This window comes from Pandoraea norimbergensis (assembly GCF_001465545.3).
Taxonomy (GTDB): Bacteria; Pseudomonadota; Gammaproteobacteria; order Burkholderiales; family Burkholderiaceae; genus Pandoraea; species Pandoraea norimbergensis.
Genome location: NZ_CP013480.3, coordinates 3,641,913 through 3,653,691, shown reverse-complemented (window position 1 = coordinate 3,653,691; position 11,779 = coordinate 3,641,913). Strand labels below are relative to the sequence as shown.

At 61.9% G+C, this 11,779-nt stretch carries 12 protein-coding genes; 11 read left to right on the top strand and 1 reads right to left on the bottom strand.

Annotated elements, in window-relative coordinates:
* Positions 1–91 precede the first annotated feature (91 nt).
* From AT302_RS16005 to AT302_RS15960, 10 genes are all read left to right on the top strand, one after another.
* Positions 92–418, top strand: a complete 327-nt coding sequence (locus AT302_RS16005) for a YbaB/EbfC family nucleoid-associated protein (protein ID WP_058379275.1) — start codon at positions 92–94, stop codon at positions 416–418.
* 26 nt (positions 419–444) lie between these two features.
* A complete protein-coding gene (gene recR, locus AT302_RS16000; protein WP_058379274.1) occupies positions 445–1,041 on the top strand; it encodes a recombination mediator RecR in 597 nt (198 codons plus the stop codon).
* A gap of 249 nt (positions 1,042–1,290) precedes the next feature.
* Entirely contained in the window at positions 1,291–2,652 is a 1,362-nt protein-coding gene (locus AT302_RS15995; RefSeq protein ID WP_058379273.1) for a sigma-54 dependent transcriptional regulator, read from the top strand.
* 744 nt (positions 2,653–3,396) lie between these two features.
* On the top strand, positions 3,397–3,987 hold the full coding sequence (locus AT302_RS15990) for a hypothetical protein (RefSeq protein ID WP_058379272.1): 591 nt from the start codon (positions 3,397–3,399) through the stop codon (positions 3,985–3,987).
* A 5-nt stretch (positions 3,988–3,992) separates the two neighbouring features.
* A complete protein-coding gene (locus AT302_RS15985; RefSeq protein ID WP_157125807.1) occupies positions 3,993–4,505 on the top strand; it encodes a hypothetical protein in 513 nt (170 codons plus the stop codon).
* Complete coding sequence (locus AT302_RS15980; protein ID WP_064675094.1) at positions 4,502–5,152, top strand: hypothetical protein; 651 nt, start codon at positions 4,502–4,504, stop codon at positions 5,150–5,152. The genes AT302_RS15985 and AT302_RS15980 overlap by 4 nt, the downstream gene beginning before the upstream one ends.
* Before the next feature lie 30 nt (positions 5,153–5,182).
* Positions 5,183–6,562: a hypothetical protein gene (locus AT302_RS15975; RefSeq protein ID WP_058379270.1), complete on the top strand. Its 1,380-nt coding sequence runs from the start codon at positions 5,183–5,185 to the stop codon at positions 6,560–6,562.
* Between the two features lie 53 nt (positions 6,563–6,615).
* Positions 6,616–7,326: a C39 family peptidase gene (locus AT302_RS15970; protein WP_058379269.1), complete on the top strand. Its 711-nt coding sequence runs from the start codon at positions 6,616–6,618 to the stop codon at positions 7,324–7,326.
* Between the two features lie 12 nt (positions 7,327–7,338).
* A complete protein-coding gene (locus tag AT302_RS15965) occupies positions 7,339–8,106 on the top strand; it encodes a hypothetical protein (protein ID WP_058379268.1) in 768 nt (255 codons plus the stop codon).
* Positions 8,107–8,487: 381 nt separating this feature from the next.
* Positions 8,488–9,819, top strand: coding sequence for a hypothetical protein (locus AT302_RS15960; RefSeq protein WP_058379267.1), 1,332 nt, complete (start codon positions 8,488–8,490; stop codon positions 9,817–9,819).
* 101 nt (positions 9,820–9,920) lie between these two features.
* Here the strand turns inward: AT302_RS15960 and AT302_RS15955 are convergent, their stop codons facing one another.
* The gene (locus AT302_RS15955; protein ID WP_058379266.1) at positions 9,921–10,322 is read right to left on the bottom strand and encodes a hypothetical protein; all 402 of its coding nucleotides are present in this window, start codon (positions 10,320–10,322) and stop codon (positions 9,921–9,923) included.
* Between the two features lie 414 nt (positions 10,323–10,736).
* Between AT302_RS15955 and AT302_RS28145 the strand changes: the two genes are divergently transcribed.
* Positions 10,737–11,462 (top strand): helix-turn-helix transcriptional regulator, encoded by a 726-nt coding sequence (locus AT302_RS28145; RefSeq protein WP_058379265.1) that lies wholly within the window; start codon positions 10,737–10,739, stop codon positions 11,460–11,462.
* Positions 11,463–11,779: the final 317 nt, after the last annotated feature.

Sequence of the window (11,779 nt, the reverse complement as noted above, 5' to 3'; positions counted from 1 at the left end):
TCGCATTCGCAAGGTCGACGCGATTCGCTATACATCCAATAATCTCTCTATTGCCCCTACGCGCCCCGGTGCGCATGACTCAGGAGTCAAGATGCTGAAAGGAAATATCGCGGGCTTGATGAAACAAGCTCAGCAAATGCAGGAAAACATGAAGAAGATGCAGGAGCAGCTGGCCCTGATTGAAGTCGAGGGTCAGTCGGGCGCCGGTCTGGTGAAGGTTGTGATGACCTGCAAGAACGACGTGCGTCGCGTGACCATCGACCCGAGCCTGCTCGCGGACGACAAGGACATGCTCGAAGACCTCGTGGCTGCCGCATTCAACGATGCCGTGCGCAAAGCCGAAGCGACCGCGCAAGAGAAGATGGGGGGCATGACCTCCGGTCTGCCGCTGCCGCCGGGCTTCAAGCTGCCGTTCTAACGTTCTAAGCGAAGGAAAGACGACGCATGCGCCAGCTTTCGAGCCTGCAGGAACTCGTCGACGCCCTGCGCGCGTTGCCGGGTGTCGGGCCGAAGTCCGCCCAACGCATGGCCTATCACCTGCTGCAACGCGACCGTCAGGGCGCCGTGCGCCTGGGTGAGGCGCTGGTGCAGGCGTCGGAGCAGATTCGCCATTGCGCGCGCTGCAATACCTTCACCGAAGTGGAAGTCTGCGAGACGTGCCTCGATCCCGAGCGCGACACGAGCCTGTTGTGTGTGGTGGAAACCCCCGCCGACCAGAACATGCTCGAGCAGACGATGACCTTCAAGGGTCTGTACTTCGTGCTCATGGGCCATCTCTCGCCGCTCGACGGCGTGGGCCCGGGCGAGATTCATTTCGAACAGTTGATCCGCCGCGCCACCGACGGCGTGGTCAAGGAAGTGGTGCTGGCCACTAACTTCACCAACGAAGGCGAGGCCACGGCCCACTACCTCGGGCAGATGCTCAAGGCCCGTGGTTTGCGCGTGAGCCGGCTGGCTCGCGGCGTGCCCGTGGGCGGCGAACTCGAGTACGTGGACGCCGGCACGATCGCCCGCGCCGTCCTCGACAGGCATACGCTCTGAGCATGACGAGCGCGTGACGCCACGGGTGTTTGCGCGTAGGTACTGCTCCTCTCATCCAATCGGATTAGCTGTTTCTCGCTATTTCTGGGCATACCCCCGTCTTCTAGACTGAACCTGCCGACTCGGGGACCCAAAGAACACGGGGAAGACCATAACTCCCAAGCGGCGTGGGGCCGTATACCTGTTGCGTCAAGCCGGTCGAAAAACCCGGTCACCCGTACAGGCACTGCTTAGGCAGGGAGTTAAGGTATGGCTAACGATACCGGGCGCACCCTGATTTACGCTTCCCGAAAGCACAACGACGGTTTGTTGTCGTTTTTGGGCGAGCAAGGCTGGCAAGTTGTGCCGGCCAAGAGCGCCAGCGACGTCGGTCGCATTCTCAATCCCGGGGTTACCAGCGCAGCACTCATCGACTTGGCGAGCGGTTATACCGATCGCGAGCTCGGCGCGTTCGAGTCCTGCATGCAGCCGGCGACCGTCGGCTGGGTTGCTGCCACGAATCCACAACAGCTCACGACGACGTCGGTGCGCCGGCTGATTCGCGACTATTGCTTCGACTACGTGAACGTGCCGTGCACGAACGATCAGCTCGCGCACTCGATCGGTCACGCCTGGGGCATGGCCTCGCTGTGCGAGGTGCCCGTCATCTTCACGCCGCAAGTCGGTGGCGATCAGGAAATGGTCGGCACCTGTGAGGCGATGCAACTGCTATTCCGCACCATCCGCAAAGTGGCCAATACCGACGCGCCGGTGTTCATCTCGGGCGAGTCGGGCACCGGCAAGGAACTGAGCGCGGTGGCGATTCATGAGCGCTCTTTGCGTGCCAAGGGGCCGTTCGTGGCGATCAATTGCGGCGCCATTCCCCCGCACTTGATGCAATCCGAACTGTTCGGCTATGAGCGTGGTGCTTTCACAGGCGCCAACGCCCGCAAGATCGGCCGGGTAGAGGCGGCTAACGGCGGCACGCTGTTCCTCGATGAAATCGGCGACTTGCCGATCGAGAGTCAGGCGAGCCTGCTGCGCTTTCTGCAACAGGGGGCCATCGAGCGCCTCGGCGGCCACGATGTCATTCCGGTGAACGTGCGGGTGATGTCCGCAACGCACGTCGATCTCGAAGAGGCCGTGAAAGAAGGACGCTTCCGCGTCGACCTGTATCACCGCCTGTGCGTGTTGCGTGTCGACGAACCACCGCTGCGTGCGCGTGGTCAGGACATCGAAATTCTGGCCCATCACGTGCTGCAACGTTTCAAAGGCGATAACCATCGCAAGATTCGTGGCTTCACGCAGTGTGCGGTGCAAGCCATGTATGAGTATCACTGGCCCGGCAATGTCCGTGAGCTCATCAACCGGGTTCGCCGCGCCATCGTGATGGCTGACAGCCGCATGATTTCGGCGAAGGATCTGGACCTGTTGCCGTGGGTGCCGACGCTGGTACGCACGCTCGAAGAAATTCGTACGGAAGCCGAACGAATTGCCATCGAGCAGGCCTTGTTGCGTCACTGCCATCGTCTGACCGACGTGGCGGCAGAGTTGGGAATTTCGCGTATTACGCTGTATCGACTGATGTGCCGATATGGATTGCGTGGTGATGAATCGGGCGTGCCGGCCTGATATCTTCTGGCGAAGAGAGGGCGGCCGTCCTGCGTTGAGCAGGGCGGTCGTTTCTTTTTGGGCTCCTGATTATTCCCGATTCTTCCTGATGATCGGCCCGTCTTTTGCACGATCTCTCCCCCCCAAATTTACTGTGGTTTTCGACGCGTACTCGTCGTTCGCGAGCCTTGCCATCGTCAATAACGACGGGGCTTTCGAGCGATTCCGGCGATGCGCGCCGTCGTACGCAATGCGTTGTCTCGAAGCGCGAGAGATTGTGCGGTGCAGTGTCGGCGCGTCGTGGCGAAAGGGGTGTCACGGCGCTGCCACCTTGCCGTCATGTCGAGGGGTACGAAGTTTCGGCGGTCCGGGCACTACGGGTTGTCCCGCGAACACATCAAAGATGAAACATCCGGGGCATCGGCGGGCCTCGCGTTGCAAAGCACCGGGTGTGACGTTGCGATGTCGTTTGCGGGGGAGCGGTGGATTCTGCCGCAAATCTGTCACGCAAGACCCTTGTGTATAGGGCATTTCCGAAAGACGTCGCTGACCACGCCGACATCCCTCGCGGTTCGGAATGTCTGCCGGCGACGCGGCAAGCGTGACAAAAGTGGCAGGAACCGCATCACGTATCAATGCTGAAACGTTTTCGAACGCGGCACCCGTCGGGCACGGGGGTGAAAAATAAAAGTCTTCATGTTTTCAAGCACTTGAGCGTTGTGGCACGGAAGTCGCTTTATAGACTCGGGCAAGGAGGGCACAGCGATGCGAATTCTCACCACCGAAATGCAATACCGAGTACGACAAGGCGCAGGCGCCATAGGCGCCGCCATCGTCGTGACGCTCGGTCTGTGCGCTGCGCCGGCACAGGCGCAGGATGCGGCCCCCGCACTGCGCGCCCCGCTCATGCAGATTGCAATGCTCACGGGTTCCATGGTGCCGCCGTCGGCCTCCATGACGCCTGTGACGGCCATGATGACGACAACGCCGATCAGCGATGCTGACGTGGCGGTGTCGGCCGGCCCGGCCACTGAACAAACCGCCGTGCAAACCCCGGTCGATGAATCGGCCGCCGTTGCCAGCAGCGACGACAGCAATACGAACAGCAGCAACGATGCTGGCCTGAGCAAGGTACCGCTTGCCGCCGCACGCATCGACGACGAACAACTCGGCAACCAGCGCGGCCGCAATTTGCAGGGCGGCACGATGGTCAAGTCACCCGGCATGACACTCGCGAATGGCGTGACGCTGTGGGACGAACTGCCCGGCGCCGTAACGCCGACGCCGCGTCCGCAGCAACTGTCGAACGGTGTGAACAACGTCCAGGTCATGCGTGTGACCTACACCACCCGGTGAACGACATGATGAACACTTCAGTGATGCAGGCTGCCAGCGCGATCGCCACGATGCTCGTGGCAGTCGCCCCGGCGCTGCTTCCCGCCACCGCCCGGGCCGAACCGGCCCCGCCGGGAGACATCGTCATCGAGCGCAACATCGGGCCGGAGTACGTCGGACGGCAACTGCCGCGCGTCGAGAACCCGATTGGCATCTCGGTCCCCGCTTTCCCGACCGGCCCGTTCAATACCGCGATGGGCGCCGTCAATCAAGTCACGGATGGTGAGTTGACGGGGCGCGCTTCGGTGGGCTTGATCACCGGCGCCGTACAGTCGGGCATCAATCCGGTGATGGGTGTGCTGGTGGGCAATGCCCGTGGCGGCAACGCGTTGAATTCCTCGAACGGCGTCGGCGGCGGTTTTGCCGGCGGCTCGGGCGGTGGCGGCGGTATCGGCAGTATCGGCACGCTGGTGCCGTCGGTCATCAACTCGGCCTTGGCGCCGCTCACTAGCATGGGTGCTGCGGGAGTCGCCAAATGAGCGCGTATCGCGACATTCGACGCCTGCACGGCGCACCGCTGGTGGTGGCCATGGCCCTCGCCGCCGGCTTTGCCGGGACGGCTTCTGCGGAAGACATCTACATCGTGAACGGCCAGCTCGCCGGCACGAGCGCAACTGTCGAGAGCGGCGTCGCGGTGGGCGCGACCGGCGCGCTGACCGTGAATCAGGCGGCCGGGCTGAACAACGCCCAAGCCAACAGCGCGCTGATTGCCAACGGTGGCAGCGTCACGGTCGGCACGTCGAGTACCAATCAGGCAGCCGTCGTCACGAGCACGACAGGCGCCGCGAGCGCGGCAATTCAAGGCAACGCATTTTCAGGCACGTCCGGACTGGTGCAGGTGAACCAGGCGAGCGGTGCCGGCAATCTTCAACGCAACGCTACGGTCATTGTGATGGGCGATGCGGCTGGAGTGGCGAGCGTATCGGATACGGCACTATCCGCTGCGATCTCCAAGGGTGGCCCGGCTGGGCACGACAACCTCAACGATCAGTTCCGTACGGCGTCGATTTCCGGTGACGCATTCCGGGGCGCGAGCGGGGTGGTGCAAGTGAACCAGTCGGCTGGGATAGGCAATGTAACCGCAAATGTTTTTGTGCTCCGTCCCCCGGCGGGCACAGCTTTTTAACTGGGTAACTCTCTCGTCAAGGAGATGGTCATGAAAACGAAAGCAATTGCAGCGGCTGCACTGCTGGTAGCTACGGGTACCGCTATGGCGTCACCCAATCACCAGCAATATAGCTTCTCGTTCATCGGCAATGAAACCAACGTGCTCAACCTGGTCGGCATTTTCGGTCTGGTCGGCATTCGCGGCTGCGTCACGGTGGATAACACCGGCAACGCCGTCGTGCAAAGCAACCAGAGCGTAGACGTCCACCACGTGAACCTGAAGGGGCCGCTGCTCGGCAACTACACGACGGGTCACGTGACGTATGGCGTCGACGCGAAGACCACGACGGTGTCTGACACCGGTGGTGCCTACCTCATCGGCGGCGTGACGACGAAGACGTATAGCAATACGGACTCGTGGGTCAACGCAACGGCGAGCGGCCACCTCAACACGAATCAGTCCTTCCAGGCAGGCGCCGGTTATGTTGCCGGTCAGTCCAACTCCGGCTCGGGCGGCTTCATCGCCGGTGGCGGGTATCAGTATTCCAACATTGCAGCCGCTGGCGGCATCATCGGTGGCGGCGTTATCCCGCTGCCGGGTGGTCTCGCTCTGTACGGTGGCTACATCGTCGGCAATGCCGGTGCCGGTCAAGGTTCGATCTGGGGTGGATACGCCTACGGTCAGCAATCGCAGTCGGCCGGTGGCTTCCTCGCAGGTGGCTTCCTGAATACCCAGAAGAGCTTCGACGCCGCGTTCCACTCGAATGTGGACTACGGCAGCGCGACGACGAACTCGGCTTCGATCGCCGCCGGTGCTCTGTGGGGCTTCTCGAACACCTACACGATGGCAACCACGTGGGAAAAGGGCGCTATCACGTTCCATACCAACACCGCGGTCTATCAAACGATGGGTGCGACGCTGGGTGGTGGTGCGCTGGCTAACGCCAACGGCAACATCGGCGTGAACGTGGCCGCAGGTGCCGACAACGCGCAGGCGAACAACGTCGCGATCGCTTCGCTCAACGCTCAGCCGGTGTATGCCTCGGCACAAGTGTTTGCGAACCAGTCGTCGAAGGGTTCGGCCAGCCTGTCGCAGTTCTATGTCAACTCGAGCGTGGGTGATGGTGCCCTCGCCGGTGCGACCGGGAACGTCGGCGTGAACGTGGCTTCGGGTGTCGGCAACGTGCAGCAAAACGGTCTGGCTGCGGCAGTCTCGCAAGGGGCGACCGGCTGGTACAAGGGCGGCGCGGCCAATTCGACGGCCCAAACCGACCAAACGGCTGGCATGAAGGCCTCGGGCGACTTCATCGCCAATGCTTCGCTGGGCGCAGGTGCACTCGCCTGGGCTAGCGGCAACATCGGCGTGAACGTGGCTTCGGGCATCGGCAACGTCCAGAGCAACAGCCTTGCCATCTCGGCAATCAAGTAAGGTGTGCAACCGGTCCGGGGTCTCCCCGGACCGGTTTTTTCATGAGGTGTGTCATGAATGATGCGCGTCGTGCCGCAGTGAGGATCGCTACTGTTTGCGCTCTGGCGTGCGCAAGCGGGGCCGGGCACGCGCAGTATGCATCGGTGAACCTGGAGTCTTCGACTGGCGTACCGGCGGTCAAGACGATGCGTTCGTTCAAGTCGATGCACTACGTGAATCTGGTCCAGCAGGAATACGACTTCAGTTGTGGTTCCGCAGCACTGGCGACACTGCTGCGATACGGCTACGGGATCGACATCCCCGAGCCGGAAATGATCAAGAAGATGATGGTCTTCTCCAATCCGGAGACCGTCATCAAGAACGGGTTCTCGATGCTCGACATGAAGAAATTCGTCGAGACGCTCGGACTCGAGGGGCGTGGCTTCAAGGTGGACATCAACGCGCTGTATGACCTGAAGATCCCGGTCATTGCGCTCATCGATGTCAACGGGTACCAGCATTTCGTGCTCATCAAGGCGGCTAGAGACGGGCGCATCTTCGTGTCCGACCCCGCGCTGGGCAACCGAATTATCGAGCAAGCCGATTTTGCCAAGCAGTGGAATGGCTTGGTCCTGGCGGTCATCGGCAAGCCGTTCCTGGAGGATTCTCCGCTACTCAAAGGAAACGAGTCCCTGGCGGTCAAGTTGCGCGACAGCGCCTTGACGACCGGGACGACAGCGACCCCGATGGTGGACTTCGGCATCATCCGGTCGAACCTGTTTTGAGACCAGAACATCATGAACCGTTACGTCCCGATGCTGGCCATCCCGTTCCTCGTGAGTGCCGTGCCGGCAGTTGCGTCGAGCGTGGTGCCCGATAGCTGGCAGGCCGTCGGTGACGACGTGCTCGCACAAGCCACCGGCAAATACGCGCAGCAAAACATGATCACGGGCTTTCAGCTCGTGATGCAGTCGCAATGGCAAATGCCGACCGGCGCCAGTCTTGCGGCGACCGGCGTGCTCGGTGTGAGCCAGAACGCCAATAACACGGGTTATCAGGTCCAGACCGCTGCCGCGACCGGCATTATCCCCGGTCTGGTGAACGCGACAACCCCGATCACGCAGGCTGTCGCGGGTGCCGCGAGCGTGCTGGTCAATGGTGTGGCACAGGTCACGCAGGTGGCGGGTGACGCGAACAACGCGCTCAACAAAGCCACCATTCAGTACGCCCCGGGCGTCTCGCTGTCGATGCTGGTGCCAACCAGCGCCCAAGGGCAGAGCAACTCTCAAACCACCGTGGGCAACCTGAGCGCCAGTGTGGCGATCACCTCGGCGGGCATGCAAATTGCTTTGAATACGCCTAACGGCAACCTCGGGCAGAGCGTCGCCGGCGGTGCCGGTGGTGCGATGAATCAGATCATGCAGGTCGTACAGGTCGCAGGCAACGCGCAGCAGGTGATGAACACGCTGCAATTGAATCTGCAAACGAATCCGCTCACGTCGAACGCCCTTCGACAGGTCGGTGTTCAGAACGCAATGGCGAACATGGTCGCTGTGCGTCGCTGAATAAGCAGGTGGCTCTCGTTGCCGCCGTAACGTTACGAAACGGTAACAGTAACGGCAACGAGAAGCCGGCAGCGCCCGGAAGCAGGTCGCGGGCGCCATGACAACCAAGGGGCAACGCCGCGTAGCAGTTGAAGCCGGCAAGCGATGCTGACCCGCGATCCCAGCGGGGTTGATTGGTGGCATCGGTGGCATCGGTCGGCAGGCACGTGGCGCACAAAAGGGTGACGTCGGCAGGGTGGCAACAACGGTAAAGCAACCCCCTGCACGCGTCGCTCCGCAGTCGAGCAGCAAGGACAACCGTCGTTTGGAAACACGTGTTTGTTGGATTGCGCGCGGCACGACGTCGCGAGGCGCTCGCCGCACTTTTACCCGGGGGGGATCATGAAGACTCACCGTTTTTTTCCCGTTGCCGCCATTACTTGGGGTGTACTGCTTTTCACGCTATCGGCCCAGGCTCAGGAGCATACGGACCCATCGCCGGATAACCGTCTCCAGATGTTGATGGACATGGTTGACCGGCAGCAGCGGGAAATTTCTTCTCTGAAGCAACGCCTGACCGACATCGAGATGGCGCAACGCGGTCGCGGGCTCACTGCCTGGGACACCGCGCAGATCGCGCAAGTCTCACCCGGTGACGGCTCCGCCGCCGGCTCGGCAGGTACGCCGGGCGGTGGCGCGGCGGGGGCGGCTGGCCCGACGTCCGCCACGCCGATCGGCGAAACGCAGCAGATGCAAAAGAGCACGAGCGACTCGCAACGCACGCCGGCTGAAGAGGCGGTGGTGCAGGCGCAGCACGCGCCGCTCTTCGATCGCAAGCTCACCATCGACGCCGGTATCAGCTACAGCTACTACGATCGCCGGCAACTCGTGCTGAGCGGCTTTCTCGCGCTCGATGCCATCTTTCTCGGTCAGTTGAATCTCGGCGAAACCAAAGCCAACGTGTGGACGTTCGACGTCAACACGCGCTACGGGATCAACGACCGATTGAGCGTGGCGTTCGACGTGCCGTATCTGTATCGCAACTCCGACTTCATTTCGGGCGGGGTGGGCGGCGCGTCATCGGCGATCAGCGATATCAGCAAGAACTCGGCGAACATCGGCGACGTGAACGCGTCGCTGTATTACCAGTTCGTCAAGGAATCGCAGAACTGGCCCGACATTGTCGGGTCGTTCCGGGTGACGGCACCGACCGGCACCTCGCCGTTCGGCATCAAACTCGGCACGCCCGACCCCACGAACAACAACCTGACCACGCCGTCGCGTTTGCCCACGGGTAACGGCATCTGGGCGTTCACCGCCGGGTTGTCGTTCCTGCGCACCTACGATCCGATCGTGTTGTTCGCCAACGTGGCTTACACGTACAACATGGCTCGTACGTTCGACGACATCTCGACGATCGAAGGCACGACCACGCCGGCGAAGGTCAAGCTTGGCGACATCGTGCAGGTGGGGGCCGGGATGGCGTTGGCGCTCAACGACAAAACTGCACTGTCGATTTCGTACTCGACGGCCATCTCGCGTGCCACGAAGACCGCGTCGCCGGGCGGGAGCTACACCACGGTCGCGGGCAGCACGACCAACGCGGCGTCGCTCAACTTCGGCATCAACTACGCGATCGACAAGCACTGGACGATCAACGGCTACGTCAACGCCGGCATGTCGCCGGATGCCCCGAACTACGTGATCGGGGTGCGTTTCCCGTACACGTTCTGATGACGGAAAAAGCCCGGCCGATGTTGGCCGGGCTGTTTTGATGGTGATGGGGTGAAGCGGTAAGTTCGACGTCGGCGGGCGGGTGCTGACTCAGCGCATTTTCAGCGCGGCAACCGCGACGATGTGGCGTTGATGTTCAGGCTGGTTCTTTGCAGATTGTTTTGCGCACTGGCCACCACGGTGCGCGGCAGGTTCGACGTCGAGACTTGTGTGGGTTTCGGCGACGGGACGGGCGGGATCACTTCATCCCACAGGCGCACGTTGTTCGCCGTTGTCATGGTCGCGTTGACCGGGGCAATCGCCGAAGCGGCGCCGCCGGGTACGTTGGTCACGACAAGGGTGCGTTGAGCGTTGGTCGCGCGAGTGCTGTTGAGCAGCGCATCGCTCACAGCGACCGGCACGGCGCCAACGTCCAGCGAGTCGGCATAAGCCGGTGAGGTGATGCACGCAACGGCCACGCAAAACATGGCAGTGCGCGTCTTGCTGTCGAAGATGTGTGACATGGCGTGCCCCCCGGCCTCCGCATGCTGTTCTCGCGATACTGGCTGTATTTTATTGCGCGTTTACAGAAAGGAAAGGGGAAAAAAGTAATAGCTTGCTTTCGCTTGTTTGAGTAATTAATTTACGCAAACTGCGTTTTGTCGCGCAAAGGCAACATCGATGGGCGTCACAGGTCCGCCGGCGCGCCGTTACGCGGGCTTCACGCATAAACTGCTCGAACAACGAGGTGATGCCTGATACGTAAAACCGGATGACAAAAGACTGAAGACTTCTTCGGTTTTTTGCTGGCGGCGCGGCCCGCAAGATGGGCCGCAGTCCGTAGAAAACATGACAAAACGACAGGCGTCACAAAATTAGCGGGAAACGGGAAGTGGGGAACGGCGGCGCAGAGGCCGACCGGATCGACAGGGGAAACCATGCGTGTGCTGGTCGTGGGTGAGGCTGCCACCTGGCTGAGCGGCCTGCAAGTCGCGTTGCAAACCGAGGCGAACGCGACGCCACCAGTCCTGCGTCACGTGGACGATGTCACGGGACAAGACTGGCTTTGGCTGCGCGAGCTGCCGTCGCGGCGTGCGCTCGTGCTCGACGAGACGATTGCGCGCACACCGGCCGTCGACACCTTGTGCGCGGTAGCGAGTGAATGCACCCCGCCGGTGCCGGTGATCGTCGTCGGCGATGCGGGTTTTCCCGACGAAATCATTCGCTGGCTTCAGGCGGGCGTCACCGCATGCCTGCCGTGGCCGAACTCGCTTGCACGCATTCGTTCGGTCTTCGATATGGCGTTTTCGGGCGGCCGTTACGTGCCCGAAGAGGCGCTCTCCGCGTTGCTCGTGCTCTGGCGTCAGGAGGCACTGGGCGAAGCATTGCCGCTGTCTCGCATGCCGGTGTTTCCGCTCGGCGGCGACAAGGCCACGCAACTCGCCGAGTCGGCGTTATTGGGCATCTCACAGCGCCAGTACGAAATTCTCGCGCTGCTCTCGCGCGGGTTGTCGATCAAGACCATCTGCCAGCAACTGGTGATCTCCGAGGGCACCGCCAAGACGCATGTCTCGGCCTTGTACCGGCGGCTCGGGGCGCGCAACCGCGGCGAGGCCATCTACATCGCGGCACAGCGCGGCGCGCGGCATCTCTTCGAGACGTGACCGACGCGCCCGTCCTTATCTGTCGCCTCTATTTCGTACCGCAAAACAACGCCCCCACCGGATAGTACTCATGCGGATGGCCGAGTGCACGCACTCGCATTACCATAGGCGTTCGTTTGCGAACGCATTCGTAGACGCGTTTGTAAAGTTTGGCAGCCCATTTTTGAGGTGTCCTGCTTGCGGGCAGGGCGCCGGAGTTGACGGCAACGCCCGTCGATGAAGCACAGGAGTCCACGTTGTCCAAGTCGTTCGAAGCTTCGCGCTCACCGCAGGCCGCTCAGGCCAACACCGCTGCCGGTACGTCTTCCTCCCAAGTG

Bases quoted from the DNA above. Each gene is read 5' to 3' on its own strand.
- AT302_RS15990 (WP_058379272.1), top strand. From the start codon at position 3,397: ATGCGAATTCTCACCACCGAAATGCAATACCGAGTACGACAAGGCGCA.
- AT302_RS15955 (WP_058379266.1), bottom strand. From the start codon at position 10,322: ATGTCACACATCTTCGACAGCAAGACGCGCACTGCCATGTTTTGCGTG.
- AT302_RS15995 (WP_058379273.1), top strand. From the start codon at position 1,291: ATGGCTAACGATACCGGGCGCACCCTGATTTACGCTTCCCGAAAGCAC.
- AT302_RS15965 (WP_058379268.1), top strand. From the start codon at position 7,339: ATGAACCGTTACGTCCCGATGCTGGCCATCCCGTTCCTCGTGAGTGCC.
- AT302_RS15970 (WP_058379269.1), top strand. From the start codon at position 6,616: ATGAATGATGCGCGTCGTGCCGCAGTGAGGATCGCTACTGTTTGCGCT.
- AT302_RS16005 (WP_058379275.1), top strand. From the start codon at position 92: ATGCTGAAAGGAAATATCGCGGGCTTGATGAAACAAGCTCAGCAAATG.
- AT302_RS15960 (WP_058379267.1), top strand. From the start codon at position 8,488: ATGAAGACTCACCGTTTTTTTCCCGTTGCCGCCATTACTTGGGGTGTA.
- recR (WP_058379274.1), top strand. From the start codon at position 445: ATGCGCCAGCTTTCGAGCCTGCAGGAACTCGTCGACGCCCTGCGCGCG.
- AT302_RS15980 (WP_064675094.1), top strand. From the start codon at position 4,502: ATGAGCGCGTATCGCGACATTCGACGCCTGCACGGCGCACCGCTGGTG.
- AT302_RS28145 (WP_058379265.1), top strand. From the start codon at position 10,737: ATGCGTGTGCTGGTCGTGGGTGAGGCTGCCACCTGGCTGAGCGGCCTG.
- AT302_RS15985 (WP_157125807.1), top strand. From the start codon at position 3,993: ATGATGAACACTTCAGTGATGCAGGCTGCCAGCGCGATCGCCACGATG.
- AT302_RS15975 (WP_058379270.1), top strand. From the start codon at position 5,183: ATGAAAACGAAAGCAATTGCAGCGGCTGCACTGCTGGTAGCTACGGGT.